Origin of the sequence: Bacillus sp. JJ1566 (assembly GCF_036962685.1) — a bacterium.
Classification (GTDB): Bacteria; Bacillota; Bacilli; order Bacillales; family Bacillaceae_L; genus Ferdinandcohnia.
Window position 1 is genome coordinate 1 of sequence record NZ_JBALOP010000017.1, and the last position, 18,306, is coordinate 18,306.

The 18,306-nt window shown below is 34.5% G+C and carries 18 protein-coding genes; 9 read left to right on the forward strand and 9 right to left on the reverse strand.

Features of this window, described 5'->3' with window-relative positions; genetic code table 11:
• Positions 1-80: 80 nt before the first annotated feature.
• The 3 genes from V7112_RS08310 to V7112_RS08320 form a co-directional block, all read right to left on the reverse strand.
• Positions 81-1,418, reverse strand: a complete 1,338-nt coding sequence (locus tag V7112_RS08310; RefSeq protein ID WP_335417610.1) for a YheC/YheD family endospore coat-associated protein — start codon at positions 1,416-1,418, stop codon at positions 81-83.
• A gap of 592 nt (positions 1,419-2,010) precedes the next feature.
• The gene (locus V7112_RS08315; protein WP_335417612.1) at positions 2,011-3,267 is read right to left on the reverse strand and encodes a helix-turn-helix transcriptional regulator; all 1,257 of its coding nucleotides are present in this window, start codon (positions 3,265-3,267) and stop codon (positions 2,011-2,013) included.
• 275 nt (positions 3,268-3,542) lie between these two features.
• Positions 3,543-4,040: a PTS sugar transporter subunit IIA gene (locus V7112_RS08320; protein WP_335417614.1), complete on the reverse strand. Its 498-nt coding sequence runs from the start codon at positions 4,038-4,040 to the stop codon at positions 3,543-3,545.
• A 197-nt stretch (positions 4,041-4,237) separates the two neighbouring features.
• On the opposite strand from V7112_RS08320, the gene V7112_RS08325 reads away from it, so the two are divergent.
• The 5 genes from V7112_RS08325 to V7112_RS08345 all read left to right on the forward strand — a co-directional run bounded on the left by V7112_RS08325 (position 4,238) and on the right by V7112_RS08345 (position 7,514).
• Positions 4,238-5,509, forward strand: a complete 1,272-nt coding sequence (locus tag V7112_RS08325; RefSeq protein ID WP_335417616.1) for an ATP-binding protein — start codon at positions 4,238-4,240, stop codon at positions 5,507-5,509.
• A gap of 20 nt (positions 5,510-5,529) precedes the next feature.
• Positions 5,530-6,207 (forward strand): SOS response-associated peptidase, encoded by a 678-nt coding sequence (locus V7112_RS08330; RefSeq protein WP_335417618.1) that lies wholly within the window; start codon positions 5,530-5,532, stop codon positions 6,205-6,207.
• A 113-nt stretch (positions 6,208-6,320) separates the two neighbouring features.
• Positions 6,321-6,998, forward strand: coding sequence for a DUF421 domain-containing protein (locus tag V7112_RS08335; protein ID WP_335417621.1), 678 nt, complete (start codon positions 6,321-6,323; stop codon positions 6,996-6,998).
• A gap of 23 nt (positions 6,999-7,021) precedes the next feature.
• On the forward strand, positions 7,022-7,204 hold the full coding sequence (locus V7112_RS08340; protein ID WP_335417623.1) for a hypothetical protein: 183 nt from the start codon (positions 7,022-7,024) through the stop codon (positions 7,202-7,204).
• 22 nt (positions 7,205-7,226) lie between these two features.
• A complete protein-coding gene (locus tag V7112_RS08345) occupies positions 7,227-7,514 on the forward strand; it encodes a hypothetical protein (protein WP_335417625.1) in 288 nt (95 codons plus the stop codon).
• A 260-nt stretch (positions 7,515-7,774) separates the two neighbouring features.
• Here the strand turns inward: V7112_RS08345 and V7112_RS08350 are convergent, their stop codons facing one another.
• Together V7112_RS08350 and V7112_RS08355 are read right to left on the reverse strand one after the other, a co-directional pair.
• Entirely contained in the window at positions 7,775-8,143 is a 369-nt protein-coding gene (locus V7112_RS08350) for a hypothetical protein (protein ID WP_335417628.1), read from the reverse strand.
• Between the two features lie 132 nt (positions 8,144-8,275).
• Positions 8,276-9,346, reverse strand: coding sequence for a glycosyltransferase family 4 protein (locus V7112_RS08355; protein WP_335417630.1), 1,071 nt, complete (start codon positions 9,344-9,346; stop codon positions 8,276-8,278).
• 189 nt (positions 9,347-9,535) lie between these two features.
• Between V7112_RS08355 and V7112_RS08360 the strand changes: the two genes are divergently transcribed.
• From V7112_RS08360 to V7112_RS08370, 3 genes are read left to right on the forward strand one after another with little or no spacing between them, the layout of a single operon-like run.
• A complete protein-coding gene (locus tag V7112_RS08360; RefSeq protein WP_335417633.1) occupies positions 9,536-10,846 on the forward strand; it encodes a nucleotide sugar dehydrogenase in 1,311 nt (436 codons plus the stop codon).
• Positions 10,843-11,823 carry an NAD-dependent epimerase/dehydratase family protein gene (locus V7112_RS08365; RefSeq protein ID WP_335417636.1) on the forward strand — a complete coding sequence of 327 codons (981 nt, stop codon included), beginning with the start codon at positions 10,843-10,845 and terminating at the stop codon, positions 11,821-11,823. The genes V7112_RS08360 and V7112_RS08365 overlap by 4 nt, the downstream gene beginning before the upstream one ends.
• Position 11,824: 1 nt before the next feature.
• The gene (locus V7112_RS08370) at positions 11,825-12,739 is read left to right on the forward strand and encodes an NAD-dependent epimerase/dehydratase family protein (protein ID WP_335417639.1); all 915 of its coding nucleotides are present in this window, start codon (positions 11,825-11,827) and stop codon (positions 12,737-12,739) included.
• Between the two features lie 109 nt (positions 12,740-12,848).
• On the opposite strand, the gene V7112_RS08375 is transcribed toward V7112_RS08370, so the two are convergent.
• From V7112_RS08375 to V7112_RS08390, 4 genes are read right to left on the reverse strand one after another with little or no spacing between them, the layout of a single operon-like run.
• Positions 12,849-13,631, reverse strand: a complete 783-nt coding sequence (locus V7112_RS08375) for a sulfotransferase domain-containing protein (protein WP_335417642.1) — start codon at positions 13,629-13,631, stop codon at positions 12,849-12,851.
• Complete coding sequence (locus V7112_RS08380) at positions 13,624-15,078, reverse strand: glycosyltransferase family 4 protein (protein ID WP_335417645.1); 1,455 nt, start codon at positions 15,076-15,078, stop codon at positions 13,624-13,626. The genes V7112_RS08375 and V7112_RS08380 overlap by 8 nt, the downstream gene beginning before the upstream one ends.
• Before the next feature lie 42 nt (positions 15,079-15,120).
• Positions 15,121-15,402, reverse strand: coding sequence for a hypothetical protein (locus V7112_RS08385; protein ID WP_335417647.1), 282 nt, complete (start codon positions 15,400-15,402; stop codon positions 15,121-15,123).
• On the reverse strand, positions 15,383-16,633 hold the full coding sequence (locus V7112_RS08390) for a glycosyltransferase family 4 protein (RefSeq protein ID WP_335417650.1): 1,251 nt from the start codon (positions 16,631-16,633) through the stop codon (positions 15,383-15,385). Before V7112_RS08390 ends, V7112_RS08385 begins: the two co-directional genes overlap by 20 nt.
• A 337-nt stretch (positions 16,634-16,970) precedes the next feature.
• On the opposite strand from V7112_RS08390, the gene sstT reads away from it, so the two are divergent.
• Entirely contained in the window at positions 16,971-18,206 is a 1,236-nt protein-coding gene (gene sstT, locus V7112_RS08395; protein ID WP_335417653.1) for a serine/threonine transporter SstT, read from the forward strand.
• The last annotated feature ends 100 nt before the right edge of the window (positions 18,207-18,306 follow it).

Here is an 18,306-nt window from a genome sequence, read left to right on the forward strand (position 1 = left end):
ATTATTGGGGGTCACATCATATAGGGGCTGCTTTCTTCATTAGAGTATTAGCTTTTAAAAGCCAAACTATTAACCTACCCTTAAAACCCACCAATTGCCCTAGCATACAAAAACGGATTAGTCCGCAAAGCCGACAATGTCTCCATATCCTTCAACATCTCCAAACTCTTAACCCCATACAAATTATTTATCTCAAGAATCCAAGGTTTATAATCTTTATCAATTATCAAATCAATAGCCACATCGGCAAAGTGACCGAGCTTTTGATCAAGAACGTTACAAACCTCTATACAGGCTACAATTGCATTATTCATAATCTGCTTGGCTTTCTCTGAATCTACTTGAAACACAATTCTAATTGCCTTTTCTCCTGTAGAAATGTGAGCGATTTGCTTTAAGTTCGTCACAATGCTTTCTTCTTGGGCTACTCTTCCTACAGAACCTTGACAAACCCATGTACCATTCACGTCTTTTTGCATGTACAGTCTAAAGTCTACGTGTTTGTTCTTGTAGATAGTAGGCATACCTTGTTGCAAGATATAATCTTCATATCGGATGTGTTGATCAAGGTAAGCCACCAATTCGTTAATCGTTCTAAATGTTTGCTTTTCCTTTTTGTAATTGGTTAAGTTAATGTGATCAACTTCTTTTTTGATCATATAAATACCTTCACCTTTTTTGCCTCGTATCGGTTTTAGGTAGACCATATCAAACATGGATAGCATGTCTTGTAGATCGTGCTTTTGTCTAAATAGATTCGTCCAGGGGACGAACCTTTTTAGACGTTCAGTAGATTCACAGATTTGCCAAAACTGGAGCTTATTAAAGAAGTTTGTATTAAAGAGCTTGTTTCCGAGGTTTATTCTTAAATTACGTTCTAGGTTACTTGGTATTCTGATTTTTTTAAATATCGAATCAGGATAAGGAAAGGTACCTTTTACCCAGCAAGTTTCTACCGTTTTTCCCTCAGGGTTATAATAGTATCCCTGAATGGTTTCATTTGAGGTATCAATACTATCACTCGTACAAATAAAGAGGAGACCTCCGATTTCATCATAGCGTTCTAAACGAGATTTGTAGGTTTCAAGTACTCTTGTTGTTAATCCATTTTTATTCTTTTTGGCAATAAATCCGATAATAGGACCAAGGTGAAGTGTATCCCCTTTTAGCTTGATTTCAAAATTAAGTGTCATAGGAAAAGTAAACGGGATGGAGTGTTCCGGGAGGCTTATGATATGCTCAGGTAGTGCGTATTGTTTTGTAATGGTAAATTGTTTAGACCAGTTTCCAAGCTTTAATAGGATTGTATTCGAATGAATATTATTGGTCTGCAAAAATTTATTAGATAAATAGAGAGTGGAATCATTTATATCAGTGCTTCGAAAATAATTTTCCTTCCTAAAATGTAACTGCACCATAACATACACCTCAACCTTAGTATAGTAAACAATTTATAATATGATGAATTCTGACTAAATGATTACCCTATTCTAGAAAATAGGTCAATAAACCGGATTTTATCATTAGCATTGGATACATAATTATGCTTCTCGTCAAACTCTGCTTAGTCAGTAGTGTCTTTTTTAACTACGGCAATTTATTTTGTCCTGGTCCCCACTCCAGAGTATTTGTCTGCATAAAATCAAAAAACCACAGCATCATTAACTGTGGGAGAAACCAAATTTTATACTTTATTATCTTTTGAAAAAGCAGCCCGGAATGATAGGGGCTGCTTTCTTCATTATACCTGTACTTCTTGTGACTCTGGGTAATCATTATCTACCCACGCGACACCTTCCGTTAGTTGATAACCTGCAATTGTTACAAGTCCTAGCATGAGTAAAAGCATTAATTTTTTCATTTTATCATCTCCCTTTTAGTGGTTGTTCAAAATGTGCGGTGAATATGACGCATCGAATTTCTGCGTTGGCTTGCTTCTCCGGTACTCAAATCTGCACCGCCTTGAAATTCTCGGTCCTCTTCAGCCTCCTTTTTGAACTCGAATTTTTATTAATTTAAATGACTATGTTTTTTCAAAGATGTAATGACCTTTGAAAAATAATAGCTTGCTAACTTATATTTATGATTTTCTTGATAGATTTTCCCTAGTTCCTCCGCATAATAAGCTACCTGGAGGTGATGATCAATGCCTTCAAAATATGGCAATGCATCTTTTTCAATAAATTTTGATAGATTCTCTGAATGTTGAAGTAAATAATCATAATAGGTGAAATGAATGTTGAATTCGGGAAGATCTTGATGCTTTTCTAGCGTAGCGAATCCTTCCTTCAGCCAAGTTCTGCACTCATCATAATCCCCAATTTTATAATACTCTTCAACTAAACCATGGATTGAGCGTAACCGGCCAATAACCATATGGTCTTCTTTATGTTCAAGGCTATTTCTAAATTGTTCGATGGCTTCGTTTGATTTTCCAAGCTTCGAATATAGAACACCTTGATTATGATAAATCAATCCTAATAAGGATGGATCTTTTATCCCTTCAGCTATCTTTGTTGCTAATAAATAATTTTCTTCCGCCATCTCAAATTCATCAATTTTTTCATAGCAAATGCCAAGTAAAATTTGACACTCAGCACTTCTTTTTAAATCATAAAGTGATTGATAGATGGCGAGAGCCTTCTGTATATACACGATACTTAAGGCTAATTTCCCCATTCGATTATTATTTAGCCCTTTATAGTAATACAAATCAGCCATTTCCCAGCCTTCAAAGTGGACACTGCTTGTTAGAATCTCTTCCGCTATCTTAAAATGCTCCTGTGCAACGGGAAACTGACTTTTAAAATAATAAAATTGGCCCACAATTTTTTCATAAAAATAATTCATGCGGATATCAAAAATATCTTTATATAAATCAATTTTCTTAATTTGCACTTCCGCTTTATCTAATTGTTTGATAAAAATAAAATACCTTAGCTCAAAAAGAACGAAGAAAATGGCAACCCTAGAATCATTTGTATTCTTACATTCATAGGATTCGTAAAATGTAACGGCTTGCTCCCGCTTTCGGGCGACCATTAGGTGGTACCAATCATAAAGCTCCTTTAATTGTTCATATTCTTCACTTTCAATTAGCTTGATTCCTAATCGATCACATAATAATTCAAGAACCTCAATGCTTGCCGAGGTTTGGTTATTTTCAATTTTTGAAAGATAAGAAACTGAGATAATCTCCTGTGCCAGTTCTTCTTGTGTCATGTTTTTTTGAATTCGAAAGAAACGTATTCTGCTTCCTATCTCCATATCTCATTCCCTCTCATTGACTAACTGGTTATATACTCTTTCTAGAAAAATGGTAAAAACCCTTTTTTTATTGATAGGATAAAAGACTCATTTTAGGCCCACAGGAAGTCGGTCACAAAGACGTTGCCACTCAGAAGTGGCGTTATTAGTCTTTGATCCTACTCTTGACCAATACACTAAAATCCTATGCTCTACATTTCCTACATATGTAAAAATACGTTTAAATAAACAATAAGTACTATATGAAAAAACGGTCCCGCTTTGGGACCGAACTCTTATTTTTTCTTTACTTTTGCTAACTCAGTTGAGCCCGCTGTTGCCTCGCCGCTTCCAATCATGTCAAATGTTTCAACTGTATCAAAATTAGTAATGACGATAGGTGTAATCGTACTTGCAGCTTTTTCCTTCACTAAATCTAAATCAAATGTAACTAGATCTGTTCCAACCTCGACCTTGTCTCCTTCTTTTACATGAGTAGTGAAGCCTTCACCTTTCATGTTCACTGTCTCAAGGCCGATATGTATGAGGAGTTCCAAACCTATTTCAGTTTTAATTCCAATAGCGTGTTTAGTTGGGAAAACTTGAATAATTTCTCCGTTAACAGGTGAAACAATTTTTCCTTCAGACGGCTCAATTGCAAGTCCATCTCCCATCATTTTTTGAGAAAATACTGGGTCTGGCACCTCTTCTAGGGCAAGAATTTTACCAGTCGCAGGAGCAATTAATAGTTCCTCAACTTTTTTATCTTTACTTCCAAATAATTTTTTAAACATAATAGACCTCCAAAAGATAAGATATGTTTAGTTGTATCATACCCAGAACAAGAAAAAAAGAATTATGATTTAGGTAATTTGCTTTTACATTTTTCCGAAATATTATTCAATATGTCAGTCTCAAGATGAAGGATTATTGGAGATTATGTCGAATTAAAAGAAGTAGTATTCGGAAGATTTAGATTAAGGGGGTGTCAGTGGAATTGCTTGATCATATTGGACATGTTCTCTATCATGTTCTCATCGTTATTTTCCCTATTCTTCTATATTATTTACTTGTTATTCAAGACAATGGCTCAAAACCAAAGCTCCACTTGAATAAATTACTCGGAATGATTGTCGTTATTCTTCTTTTAACAATGTCATTTCCTGTAACCTATGCGAATGGATTTTCCTATGACTTTCGAATTATCCCAATATTTGTCGCATTTCTATATATTGGATTATTTCGAGGAATGGCTCTTATTTTGATTATGCTGGTTTATTCACAATTCCTTGGGGATTCTAGCTTTTTCATGACCTTAATGAATTACGCAGTTATTGCAATCATTTTTTATTTTCTTTTAAAAAAATATCATTCACTCCTATTAAAAAGTAAGCTGATGATCCTCTCGACCATTTATGGTTTTATCGTCATAACGAGAACGATCACCTTAGTAAAAAATAACCTAACTGAGCAAATCCTAGTAATGTTCATTTTTTCAATGATTACATGGATTACACTCCTATTAGTAGTTTTACTGATCGAAAACTTAAATCAACAAATCCTATTACAAAGGGAACTAAGACGTTCTGAAAAAATGAATGTAATTAGTCAGCTAGCAGCCTCAGTTGCCCATGAAGTCCGCAATCCACTAACAACAGTAAATGGTTTTTTACAGTTAATTATTCGCGATGAAAACATTACTGAAAAACAGCGAAACTATATTGATATTACCCTTTCTGAATTAAATCGAGCACAATCGATTATCAATGATTATTTATCACTTGCAAAGCCTAATAATAGTAGTACACAATTAATAAATATCAGCGAAGAACTTGCAAAGACTGTGGAACTAATGACATCCTATTCAAATATTCAAAATATCGAGGTCCAAACCTCTATTGAAAATCGTTTGTTTATCAACGGAAATAAGGATGAGATTAAGCAGGTCCTTATTAATATTATAAAGAACGCAATTGAAGCGGTTGGAAATGATGGATTACTTACAATTGATGCCTTCTCAAATGATAATGACATCATCGTTAAAATAACGGATAATGGTCCAGGTATGACAAGGGAACAGCTTTCAAAAATAGGTACTCCCTTTTATTCTACTAAAGATAAAGGAACTGGTGTTGGACTTACCATTTGTTTTCAAATTATTGAGCAATTAAAAGGCTCGATTGAAGTTGAAAGTGCCATTGGAAAAGGCACATCCTTTATTATAAAGCTACCAACATATCAACCACCTTCTACATCAGAATGAAAAGCGAGGTGAATCATGCAATGTGTGGACGTTTTACTCTATTTGCTGAGTTCGAGGATATTCTTAATCGGTTTGATATCGAAACCACGATTGAACAGGATTTATATATTCCAAGCTTCAATATTGCACCTTCTCATTCTGTCCTATCCGTAATTAATGATGGTAAACGTAATCGCCTCGGGTATTTGCGTTGGGGCTTCGTTCCCTCATGGGCGAAGGATGAGAAGATTGGCTACAAAATGATCAATGCCCGTGCTGAAACCTTAGCTGAAAAACCAAGCTTTCGCCAAGCCTTTAAATCTAGACGCTGCCTTGTAATTGCGGACAGCTTTTATGAATGGAAAAAAGGTCCGGACAAATCTAAAACACCAATACGTATTAAATTAAAATCGGATGAGCTATTTGCAATGGCGGGAATCTGGGAGCGTTGGAAATCCCCAGATGGGAATAGCTTGTTTTCCTGCTCTATCATCACCACAACCCCAAATGAAATAATGAAGGATATTCACGACCGAATGCCTGTTATTTTGCAAAAGAAAGATGAAAAGAAATGGCTTGACCCGTCTTTGGATGATGTTTCAAATGTGTCACATTTACTCAAACCATTTGACGGCATTGAAATGGAAGCATTTGAAGTTTCAGCCTTAGTCAATTCCCCTCGTAATAACTCACCAAATTTAATACAAAAATTATGTTAATAACAACGACTGTAATCCAACTTGGATTCAGTCGTTTTCTATGTTTACTCATAAATCACCTATATTTGGAGAAAAATATAATGATTTGCCAAAAGTAGATTGGAGTATATGAAATGAAGTTTGCGCATTTAACCTTTGAACTTATTCTGGGGTTTTTCTTGCTATTCATCATTGTTAAAATTGTTGGGAGAAAAATCATCAACCAAATAACACCGTTTACGTTTATTTCAGGAATTGTCCTAAGTGAATTATTAGGAAATGCCTTATATGACGAAAAAATCAATGCCATTTACATGGTTTTCTCGATGTGCCTATGGGGATTTTTATTATTCATTATTGAATTCCTTGGCCAAAAGATTTTATTTTTTCGAGGAGTTTTTGAAGGAAAACCTATTGCCCTAATCAAAAACGGAGCTGTTGATAAGCAAGCCCTAAAAAAAGCTCGAATGAATATTAACCAATTGCAGAGCCTCCTTCGCGAGAGTGAAACCTTTTCGATACGGGAGGTTGCGTATTGTTACCTAGAGGCTAGTGGCTCAATTAGTATTTTAAAGAAGACAAAATATCAAAAAACGACGGTGGAGGATTTGAATCTACCCGAAAAACCGGTTTATGTACCTGTCACCGTTATACGTGATGGAAAAGTATTATGGGATGAGATTCAGGATCTAGGATTTAATGAAGCCTGGTTACAGAATCAACTTCAGTCACAAAATGTATCGGATTATAAAGATGTTTTTCTAGCGGAATGGCTAGAAGGAGACGGGATTTTTGTTCAAACATTTTTGTGAAAAAAATTGCTGGAGGGATTTTTTTGAAAAAAACAATGATCACTTTATTAACTATTTTCATGATAGGAACATTAGCTAGCTGTGCACCTCCAAAGGATAAATCAAATCATGAAAACACCAAGCAATCAGAAAAGAATAATAATGAGAAAAAAATAAAAATCAAGGTAGCGGATGAGGAAGACGACAAGAAGGAAAAAAAGAAATAAAATTTTTTTGAGGTGATTTGATATGGATTTCCCTACAATACATACAAATTTTTGGGATGCTGTAATTGCAGTACCTGCCGTTTTAATCATCACCCAAATTGTAAAGATCGCTTTTAAAATACCCAAAAAATATGTTCCTACATTAGCACTTATTTTTGGTTTGCTAATTTCTGTTTTTTATAGTCACCGACACAATCTACCTGCTGGCTTATTCATGGGATGGTTTTATGGCTCTGCTGCAATCGGCTCATATGCTTCTATAAAAACAACTATACTGGCATATCGAAATACAAGTAAGGAGAATGGGTAATAGCAAAGTATTATCGAACATTTTGATAAGGAGATTTTCCTCCACCAACCAATATCTAAAATTGATGGAGGTCAATAGTGTTTTATTGAAAATAATGTGTTTAAGACATTTTAACCAATTTAGGATTCCCAACTTTAATTTTAAGGATTTTTATACCTTTCATATACCATAAAATTTTCTATAAATATATTTACTAGTTTAAAGTGAAATTTTTGGATAAATTTGAAGTTAAATTAAATGTAACACTAATGTAATCAAATCTATTTATTATTTTTTAAACTTGTCATTGGCATCATATATGTTACTGCTCCAACCTCATCTTTTCCAGTCACTGAAAAAAGTAACGGAGACTTTTCTTTATGCTTACCGCTAATTTCTATTATAAATCTATCAAGGCCTGCTGTATTAAGATCAACAGACATACTTTCTTGTGGACCTATATCCCTTGTTTCACTGGAAAACTCGGTTATCTTACCATTTAATTGATATAGTGTAATCGTAAAGCTTGCTTTTTTCTTTCGACTGTTATTCACAGCAATTACAGTTACAGTGTAATGAACTGGTTCACTTGCGTACATAGTTCCGCTTTCATTCTCAATAGGAGCAGTTGAATATAAAAATTTGCCCATTAATATACCCTCCTTTTTAAAAAATTGATTTAACCCTTATGCTCAAATGATTAAACTTTTCTATATTTGTATATGCATGAATAAATATATTGTTTGGACAGATTGACTAGTTCAAATTCATTAAATTTACTATTAAACAATATCTAAGTTCCGCAGCATATCCATGAAATGTTCCCCAAATAGAATTGGATTAAATGAATTCTGGATTAGATTGTTTGCATTCTTAATAATTTTTTCTCTCAGATCAAGATTATAAATAAGTTCTTTCGCTTCCTCTAGAAATTCTAAAATGTTGCCTTGATGATAAAGTTTCCCTGTCACATTGTGTATCACAAAGCTCTCAACTCCACCTGATCTTGTAGTTAAAACTGGGCATTGACAGCTCATAGCCTCGATCACTGAATATCCGAACCCCTCAAGTTGAGATGTAGAACAAACAAAACCGCCTGATTTAGCAATCATTGAATAGTTCTTGGCCATATTTTTTCTCTTGATGTTTTCATAGGCTATAAGATCTTCAGTCAAGTTAAACTTTTTGACCCATGCGGAAAATTTTATTTGTTCCTTTTTTGATACAACGGTTGGATCATGAAAAAACCAAAGTTGAATATTAGGGAATATTTTACGAAGAGAAGCTCCAAAATTTAAAAATTCAATCCAATTTTTATTTTGATCTAATCGTCCAACCCATCCAACGATTATTTTTTTGGGTAAGGGAACGTCTACATAAGTAAAGAGATTTGTATCGATACAGTTATGGAAGCTAAATTTATTTGTTTGAGGAAAATGTATTTTCATTAGTTCGTTCAAATAAGAGGTATTTGGATAGAGGATGGCATTCGCATATTGCGTTACATATGACTCTGCTTTTTCTAACCATCTAACTGTTGTTTGATAATTTCCCAAACCCTGAATTTCGTATATGACTTTACCAGAATAGCCGAGTCTATTGAGCCTTTCCAAAAACAAGTAGTCAGTACATACAATAATTGCGGAATATTTGTGTTCCTTCATTAATTTTTCAATTTCTTCATCAGTTCTCATAATAAAGTTTTTGGAATCACAATGGAAATCAGGATTCATATCTTTCCTAAAATATAAAAAATGACATTCAAACCCTATCCTGCTTAATGCTAAATCCCTCTCATAATTAAGTGTTACCATCCCACCACTAGCAGCTGAAAAGACAAATAATAATTTCATCTAATCCCTCATTTAAAAGTTCAGGCTTTTTTATGTTATGACATGAATCCTTAAATTGTTTGGACAATTTTAAGCTACTATGTATTAATTTTTATTAAATTTGTGCCTTTACAGTACAAGTATCTATACGACTTCTTTGAAGTGTTCATAAGATAATCGCATGACTACCAAATAAAGGAGTGGTATAAATTGGTAAATCAAGATAATTGTGATGCGGAAGAAGGTGCAAAAGCAACTTTAGGTATAGTAGGACTTGGATTTGTGGGTTTACCTCTGTCACTACTCTTTGTCGATAATGGCTTTAAAGTTATTGGAATAGATAGTGATGAAACAAAAATTGAAAAATTAAATAATGGAGTGAGCTATCTACCTGACATAACGAATCAAGAACTTCAAGAAGTAATAACTGCAGGTAAATTAATAGGAACTGGTGATTACAACATCGTAGAATCACTTGATGTAATTATTGTTTGTGTTCCTACACCAATAACTAGCTATAAAACTCCTAATTTAAGCTATCTTAAAACTGTCGGAGAAGAATTAGCGCCAAGGATAAGGAAAGGGCAGCTTATAATATTAGAAAGTTCAACCTTTCCAGGCACCACGAAAGAGGTATTTCAGCCGATTCTTGAGAAAAACGGGCTAAAGGCTGGTGAGGATTTTTTTCTTGCTTATTCACCAGAACGAATTGATCCTGGAAACGACAAGTATAAAGTCAGTGAAATTCCAAAAATTGTGAGTGGAGTAAGCGCTAATTGTCTTCAAAAAATTTGCAATCTATATAAAAATGTTTTCCAAAAGATTGTCCCTGTTTCTTCTACTCAAATAGCTGAATTTACAAAACTTCTTGAAAATGCTTATAGATTTATCAATATTTCATTTATAAATGAACTTGCTATTTTATGCGATACTATGGAAATCGACTTATGGGAAGCAATTGATGCTGCCAGCACTAAACCATATGGATTCGCACCTTTCTACCCTGGTCCGGGAATAGGTGGACATTGCATACCAGTAGACCCTTTATATCTTGCTTGGAAATTCAATCAGTGCGGTTTTGATAATAAAATGATTCGATTATCAGATGAAATTAACGACCAAATGATTGGCTACATTATCCAACAAATCCAAAAGTTACTGGTTGATAAAAGTAGAAAAAGAGTTTTGATTTATGGGGTTGCTTATAAAAAAGATATAAATGATATTAGGGAATCTCCCGCAATTAAAATTATTCCTTTACTGCAACAATTAGGACTTGAAGTTTCTTATCATGATCCTTATGTTCCTGAAATGAACATACAAGAGTGCAAATTTACAAGTACTCCCCTAACTAATAATACGTTACAGCAAAGTGATTGTGTAGTAATTTTAACGGACCACACTAATCTGCCGATTCATAAAATACTTGAATATGCAAGCCTTGTTTACGACGTAAGAAATGTAACAAGTGGATTAAAGGGTAAAGCAGAAATTATACGATTCGGAGGAGGAGAAGGATGAAAGTTTTAGTAACAGGGGGTGCAGGCTATATAGGCTCGCATCTTGTTGAAAGACTGCTAGAGAATAGACATGATGTCATCTGTTTAGATGATTTATCGACAGGAAAGGAATCCTTTCTTTCTAACGTTATGAAGCATCCAAAATTTAAATTTGTGAATGGTTCGGGTTTGGATCGTAGTTTGTTAAAAGAGCTTATAGAAAAATGTGATATAGTTTTCCATTTAGCTGCAGTATTAGGAGTTAAGAATACTGTTGAGAATCCTTTGAAGGTAATTGAAGGTAATATTGATGTCACACGAAATATATTGGAATTAGCCCTGCCAAGGAAGGTCAAAGTGATATTCTCATCAACATCTGAAGTGTATGGAAAGAATGAATCGCTTCCTTTCAGCGAAGAATCAAACAGGGTTCTTGGACCAACAACTACACATCGTTGGTGTTATGCAACCGCAAAGGCATTAGATGAACATATGTGCTTTGCCTATGCAGAAAAAGGGTTACCTGTAACTGTACTACGCTATTTTAATTCTTATGGACCACGTGCAACCTCTACACAATATGGAGGAGTTGTTCCAAAATTTATAAGGGCTGCTTTGAAAGGGGAGCCGATTACAGTTTATGGAGATGGAAAACAAACGAGATGCTTTACATTTATTGATGATACTGTAAAAGGAACTTTGCTAAGCATGGATGCCAAATTTAACAATGAAGTATTTAATATTGGCTCCAATCAGTTAATTTCTATTAACGATTTGGCCAAAAAAATAAAAGAGTTAACCCAATCCAGCTCCCCAATTGTCCATGTTCCTTATGATCTAGCTTATGGAACAGGTTATGAGGATACTCTCAATCGAACACCTGATTTAACCAAGGTCAAAAAACTATTAAAATATGAACCTACTGTTTTATTAGATGAGGGATTAAAAACAACGATTGAATGGTTCAAAAGGGAATTGCAAATAGGAGAAATGAGTTAATATGAAAGTACTTGTAACAGGCGGAGCAGGCTTCATAGGATCACATATTGTTGATCAATTAGTAGAGCAAGGCTATGATGTCATTGTTGTGGATAATTTAAGTACCGGTGATTTGACTAATTTAACTCCAAACGTCAAATTTTACGAGGCTGACATTCGTACAAGTAAACTAGATGACATATTCAAGCAAGAAAAACCGGCTTACGTAATACATCAAGCTGCACAAGTGGATGTTAGTAAATCGGTACTTAACCCTTCAGAAGACGCTGAAAATAATGTACTGGGCACCGTTCGATTGTTATCATGCTGCATTAAACATAATGTACAAAAGATAATTTATGCATCGTCATGTGCCGTGTATGGAGAAACAGATGATTGCAGTATAACCGAGTCATTCCCCATCAAACCACTATCATTTTATGGCCTCTCCAAATATATCCCAGAAGTATATATAAAACTTTTTCACGATCTGCACGGTCTTCCGTATACGATTTTAAGATATGCAAATGTTTATGGACCGAGACAATCACCAAAAGGTGAAGGAGGAGTAATATCAATCTTCTTCAAAAAACTAATTTCGGGAGAATTTCCATCAATCTACGGAAACGGAGAGCAGACAAGGGATTTTGTGTTTGTAAAAGATGTTGCAAGAGCTAATGTCCTCTCACTGCACAAAGGTTCAAACGAAGTTTTGAATATCGGCAGTAATGAAAAAATCAGTATTAATCAACTTTACCAGATTATTACTTCAATCACATCAAATTCTTATCCCCCTATTTATTGTGCTTCGCGAAAAGGAGATATTCTATACAGCAGATTGGATAACACTAAAGCAAGGCAAGTTTTATGCTGGAAACCCTCAAATCATTTATTTGACGGGTTAAAAGAATGTTATCATTTTTATTTAGCTAATTAAAAATCGACAAAAAAGTTTAGGCTGTTGATAAGATCAACAGCTTTTTAAATATCTATTACCAGGATCAAATCAATGGCTTTACTTTTCCTTAAGATACAATCTTATAAAGCTATTTTTCCCATTCTAGATCCCTTCCTAAAAACCGGTAAAGTCTCTCGTTATACGGTTTAAAATAAGAAATCAATTCCTGTCTTGTAGTATCATTTAGTTTTGGATATTTATCTCTAAATTTATTAATAAATATGAATTTGTTCGGTTCCCAGACCGGTACATTTAAAAAAGCAAGAACCTCTTTATAGATTTTGTAAGGATCATGATAAAAATCTTCACTTTTGATAATCATAATCTGTTCTTTAGGAAAAACATTCATCCACTTTTCTATTTTATTTATATAGATCCCCCTTTCCAAAAACCGATAACTCTCTATATATATCTCTCTATCCAAATTCTCATAATAATTTTTCGGTAAATTCATCTCTTTTTCAATAAATTCCTCAAAAGTCGGTAAACGGCCGTTAATAAAACAAGAGCCATTTCTTGCTCCCATTTGATATTGAGAATAAGCTCGATCGACTGGGTTTCGCAAAAGTATAATTAACTTTACTTTCGGCATACAATGGTACACTCTTTGAGGAGCTAAGGGATCATCAATATAGTTTGGGGTTGCTTCTCCAGTTATTGTATTAGAAGTTCTTAAGACTAATGAAGGAAATTGATCCCGATACCAATCTAACCCCTTTTCATAATGGTTATTGAAGAAATACAATTCTTTTTGTTCAGCTGTAGCGATATTGGGGTGGCTGACTAAGTTAACATATAATGCACTTGTTCCGCACTTTTGCTGACCGATAATTAAAAAATCTGGCATTTTTAAATTTTTGCCGCTATTCATTTAATTTTTCTCCTTTCATTGTTATCTCGACAATCGTTTTCAACATCTGCAAGTCCGGCAGACAATAAGTATCAGGAATGTGCTCCATGATTTTCAAACATATTGTTTCTTCAAAAGAACCCAATGTATCAAACAGAAAAATATCTTTTAAATTCTCAATTGGTTGTTTGCTTTTTATTGAAATCCCATACTTTTCCAATAATAGGTGGTCTACCATTACATTTGGCTTTAATGGCTCTTCAATTAGCAGTTCATCATAAACATTCTTTAACCGATCATATAAAAGTTCAGGATCCCATTGTTTTAAAGCCATTTGTTGCGTGTTAGCTTCTAATGTTTTACGAATTTTATCATTTTGTATCAAAGTCAACAATTGTTCTGATAATTGTTTAGAATTATTTTTCTGGAAAAGAAACCCATTATAACCTGAATCAATCATCTCTGGTATACCTCCAGTTTCCGAAGCGCAAATGGCTTTCCCTGCTATTTGTGCTTCTATGATGGAAAAAGGCATATTATCTTGCAAAGTTGGCAGGACGACGATGTCCATTTTTTGAAGAAGGGAGGGAACGTCATTGCGTGAACCTAAAAATTTAATGAAGTTCTTCAATCCCTTCTTTTCCGAATATTCCTGAAAATACTCTTTATCCGGACCATCTCCGACGATCCAGCATTCAAAATCTTCTCTCCGCTTTTTTAATTTTTTTAGGGCATCAAATAGAATGGGGTGTCCTTTATAAGAAACAAGACGCGAAATACAGCCAATGATTATTTTATTTTTTGTGGTAGGAACAGGCGGATAAGGTTCTGCCTCTAATTTTTCTAAAAAGCTAGGAATATTCCTTGCACAGTAGGGGATGACATAGATGTCTGATGGAATGTCAAAGTTGTTTTGGATTTCACTTTTCATCCATTCGGTCGGTACGATTATTTTATCTGCGGAAAGTAATCCATTTAACTCTTCTGCCATTTGGTAATGCCATCTATCGGTATCATCACTTTTTATTATTCCTAAATTCACCAATTCTTTCGTCATTTGCCCGTGAATAGTACAAATAATTGGTATATGTTTAGGTTTTATTCTCCTAAAAATCCTAGTTGATATCACATCTTGTGTGAGTATAACGTCATATTTTGATAAATCAAATAAAGCGGCAGTTAATTCAAAGGTGTACCTGCTCAATTCTTTTTGAATAATCCAAGAATCTAGATGAGGAAAATGGTTTTTGTAGTACTCTCTTATACGTAGTGGGTGTATCGGATTAATGATTGACTTTGAAATTGATTGACCGGAATTAATTATATATAATTCCTTTAAGTTTGGTGATTGTCCGAGAACATCAACCGTATGTCCGTTTCGTTCAAGCTCTTGTTTTACTGCTTCTATATGTGTTCCAACACCCCCAGCTTGGGGGAGTAAGAAATAGGTTGCAATTAAAAATTTCACAAAATGGGAGTCTCCTTTCCTTCAATAATTTTATAACGCTGGTTAATCTATCTTGTTTTTTAAAATCGATTTTAGTACCTTAAAAATATCGGGATCAGGTATCCTGTAGTGTTCAGGAAAAGCTTCTCTTATTTTTTTCCATTCATTAGAGTCATCTCCGATCATATGTTTCGTTAAGAATGTATTTTCAAATTTTTGAGATTCACAGTTTGGATAATCAAAATTTCCCTTCTGCAATTTTATAAGCTTATTTCTTTGTTTTTGGGTCTTTGAATATTGTTTACTATTGGAATTTATTTTTTTCTTATTCCTCTTTTTCCCCATGTTGCCCATCCTCCGTAAATTGTCGGTAAATAGCAAGCGTCCTGTTTATCATCCTATCAATGGGCCAATTATGCATGGCCTGCTCTTTTGCCGCAGCAGAAAGCCTGTTACTGAGCGTCTTATTTTCTATTACTCTCTTTATATTCTGATACAGAATATCGCTATCTCCCTTTGGACAAATCAATCCCGTCTTATCATGGGTGACCATTTCGGGAATTCCCCCTGCATCAGTTGTAACGATGGGTTTTCCAGCGATTTGCGCTTCCATTAGTGCAAATGGATGATTATCCTGTAAACTTGGCAAAACAATCAAGTCCAAATTTTTTAATAATGCAGGCACATCATTTCTATTTCCTAAAAAGACGATATGTTCTTCAATCCCCAAATTTCTTGCGTAATTTTTTAACTCCTTGAGTAAACTGCCATTTCCAATGAACCAACAAATCCAGTCATTTCTTTGATGTTTTAATTTCGCTAAGGCTTCTAGTAAAAATTGATGTCCTTTTACTCGATCCAGCCTCGCTGGACAACCGATGATAATATTGGCAGCGGGTGGAGGTTTCTCTGTTTGCACTTCCATTTTTTTTATAAAATCCTTAATATCTATTCCATACGGAACAACTTTAAATTTCTCTTTAGGAATATTAAATTCATTCTTAAGCAAGTTTTTTAACCACTGTGTTGGCACAATCGTCACATTACTTGCATTAGCACCATAATGCTCTGTTGTGGCAAAATAGCGCGATATAAATGTTTGTTTCCATTTTTGCAATTCTGATTCTGTAACAGCTTTTTTAACATGACGGATATACTCAAACGTATAGCATCCATGGAGGGTTGAGATTAGAGGAGTCTCTTTAGGTTTTACTCGTGATAGGGCTCTTGCAGAAATAACATCCTGAGTGTGAATTAAATCGTATTTTTTCAAATCAAAATAGGCTGCTGCTGCTTCAAAACCATATCTTTCAGTTTCATATTTTGCTATAAAATACATATCAGGATGACTGGATTTAAAAAATGGCTGTATAATTTTTTGCACTGAATTAGTAATTAATGCTTTATTTATGGATCGACCGTCATTTATGATATGATATTTTTTCTCATTCGGGTGGTGACTTAAAATGTCGACTTCATAATCCATATTAGTGAGAGCTTGATATAGTGCTTGGACGTAACTCCATACCCCTCCTACCATAGGTAGTGGCCAAAAAGTAGCTAATAAGATTTTCATTTTATCCACCCTTATAAGATTACTTTATGCTATTTCATAAGATATGCACTTTATCCATAAGCTGTTAAAAATCCAATAGAAAAATGATTTCAAGAAAACTATTTTCATATATAAAAAGTCATTAAATAATATGTAATATTTGTTATTTTTTATTCAAACTAAACGTTAAAAACCTTTAATTAAAGGGAAAGTAGGTAATCCTGTTCTTCTTAATATAATAATTCCAACATTTTAAAATTGATTCACAATTGACATTTTTCGTGTTAAACTTACAAACACTAATATTATTTTTATACAACTAAATATTGTGGACAACCATAAACAAGGGGGAAAAAGTATGAAAGAAATGTTTCACAAGTGGAACCAAATCAGCCTTGTTAAACGAATACTTGCCGGTATTGTCGTAGGTATTCTTTTAGCTTTAGTAGTTCCTGAAGGAGCAAAATGGGTTACCATCTTCGGTTCATTATTTGTCGGTGCATTAAAAGCAGTTGCACCAGTATTGGTCTTATTCTTAGTTATTGATGCTATTGCCAAACATCGAAGTGGAACTCAAACAAATATCAAATCGATTATTGGGCTATATGCGATAGGAACATTCCTAGCAGGATTAATAGCCGTGCTAGCAAGCTTTATCTTCCCAGTTAAACTAACACTTGTTGAAGGTGCTGGGGACGTTGCTCCTCCAAGCGGAATCTTAGAAGTGCTTCAGACATTACTATTTAACGTTGTGGACAACCCCATTAATGCGCTAATGAATGCAAACTATATCGGAATTCTTGCTTGGGCGATTGTCTTTGGTATTGCAATAAAGAATGCAAATGACACAACCAAGACTTTACTTACAAATGTTTCTGAAGCAATCACAAAAGTTGTAAAATGGATCATCAGCCTAGCCCCAATCGGGATTATGGGTCTGGTGTTCGATGCGTTTGTAACAAGTGGACTTTCAGCTTTAGCGGAGTATGGAAAACTTCTTGCACTTCTACTCGGCTGTATGTTCTTTATCGCACTAGTTGTGAATCCATTGATTGTTTATTTCTACATTCGCCAAAATCCATATCCTCTTGTACTTCAATGTCTAAGAGAAAGTGGAATTACAGCATTCTTTACTCGTAGCTCGGCTGCGAACATTCCCGTTAACATGAACCTTTGTGAAAAACTTGGCTTAAATAAAGATACTTATTCGGTTTCAATTCCATTAGGTGGTACGGTTAACATGGCAGGTGCTGCGGTAACGATCTCTGTTCTTACACTTGCTGCAGTTAACACCCTTGGCATTGAAGTTGATTTTGCAACAGCTCTCATTCTTAGTGTTCTATCGGCGATTTCAGCTGCAGGTGCATCAGGTGTTGCAGGCGGTTCCCTTTTACTTATTCCTTTAGCAGCAAGCTTGTTCGGAATACCAAACGATGTTGCGATGCAAGTCGTTGGTGTTGGTTTCATCATCGGTGTCCTTCAAGACTCTTGTGAAACTGCCCTTAACTCATCATCTGACGTCCTTTTTACAGCTACTGCTGAATACGCAAAAAAGCGCAAAGAAAAAAAGAATATTGCGATTAAGTCCGCATAATTACAAGAAAAAGACAAAGGGAACAGCCCTTTGTCTTTCTTTATTATGATGGAAAATTCCATTATCAAAAAAGTAATAAAAATAGCACTTGAGGAGTCTC

Bases quoted from the DNA above. Each gene is read 5' to 3' on its own strand.
- V7112_RS08310 (WP_335417610.1), bottom strand. From the start codon at position 1,418: ATGGTGCAGTTACATTTTAGGAAGGAAAATTATTTTCGAAGCACTGAT.
- V7112_RS08315 (WP_335417612.1), bottom strand. From the start codon at position 3,267: ATGGAGATAGGAAGCAGAATACGTTTCTTTCGAATTCAAAAAAACATG.
- V7112_RS08320 (WP_335417614.1), bottom strand. From the start codon at position 4,040: ATGTTTAAAAAATTATTTGGAAGTAAAGATAAAAAAGTTGAGGAACTA.
- V7112_RS08330 (WP_335417618.1), top strand. From the start codon at position 5,530: ATGTGTGGACGTTTTACTCTATTTGCTGAGTTCGAGGATATTCTTAAT.
- V7112_RS08335 (WP_335417621.1), top strand. From the start codon at position 6,321: ATGAAGTTTGCGCATTTAACCTTTGAACTTATTCTGGGGTTTTTCTTG.
- V7112_RS08345 (WP_335417625.1), top strand. From the start codon at position 7,227: ATGGATTTCCCTACAATACATACAAATTTTTGGGATGCTGTAATTGCA.
- V7112_RS08350 (WP_335417628.1), bottom strand. From the start codon at position 8,143: ATGGGCAAATTTTTATATTCAACTGCTCCTATTGAGAATGAAAGCGGA.
- V7112_RS08355 (WP_335417630.1), bottom strand. From the start codon at position 9,346: ATGAAATTATTATTTGTCTTTTCAGCTGCTAGTGGTGGGATGGTAACA.
- V7112_RS08365 (WP_335417636.1), top strand. From the start codon at position 10,843: ATGAAAGTTTTAGTAACAGGGGGTGCAGGCTATATAGGCTCGCATCTT.
- V7112_RS08370 (WP_335417639.1), top strand. From the start codon at position 11,825: ATGAAAGTACTTGTAACAGGCGGAGCAGGCTTCATAGGATCACATATT.
- V7112_RS08375 (WP_335417642.1), bottom strand. From the start codon at position 13,631: ATGAATAGCGGCAAAAATTTAAAAATGCCAGATTTTTTAATTATCGGT.
- V7112_RS08385 (WP_335417647.1), bottom strand. From the start codon at position 15,402: ATGGGGAAAAAGAGGAATAAGAAAAAAATAAATTCCAATAGTAAACAA.
- V7112_RS08390 (WP_335417650.1), bottom strand. From the start codon at position 16,633: ATGAAAATCTTATTAGCTACTTTTTGGCCACTACCTATGGTAGGAGGG.
- sstT (WP_335417653.1), top strand. From the start codon at position 16,971: ATGAAAGAAATGTTTCACAAGTGGAACCAAATCAGCCTTGTTAAACGA.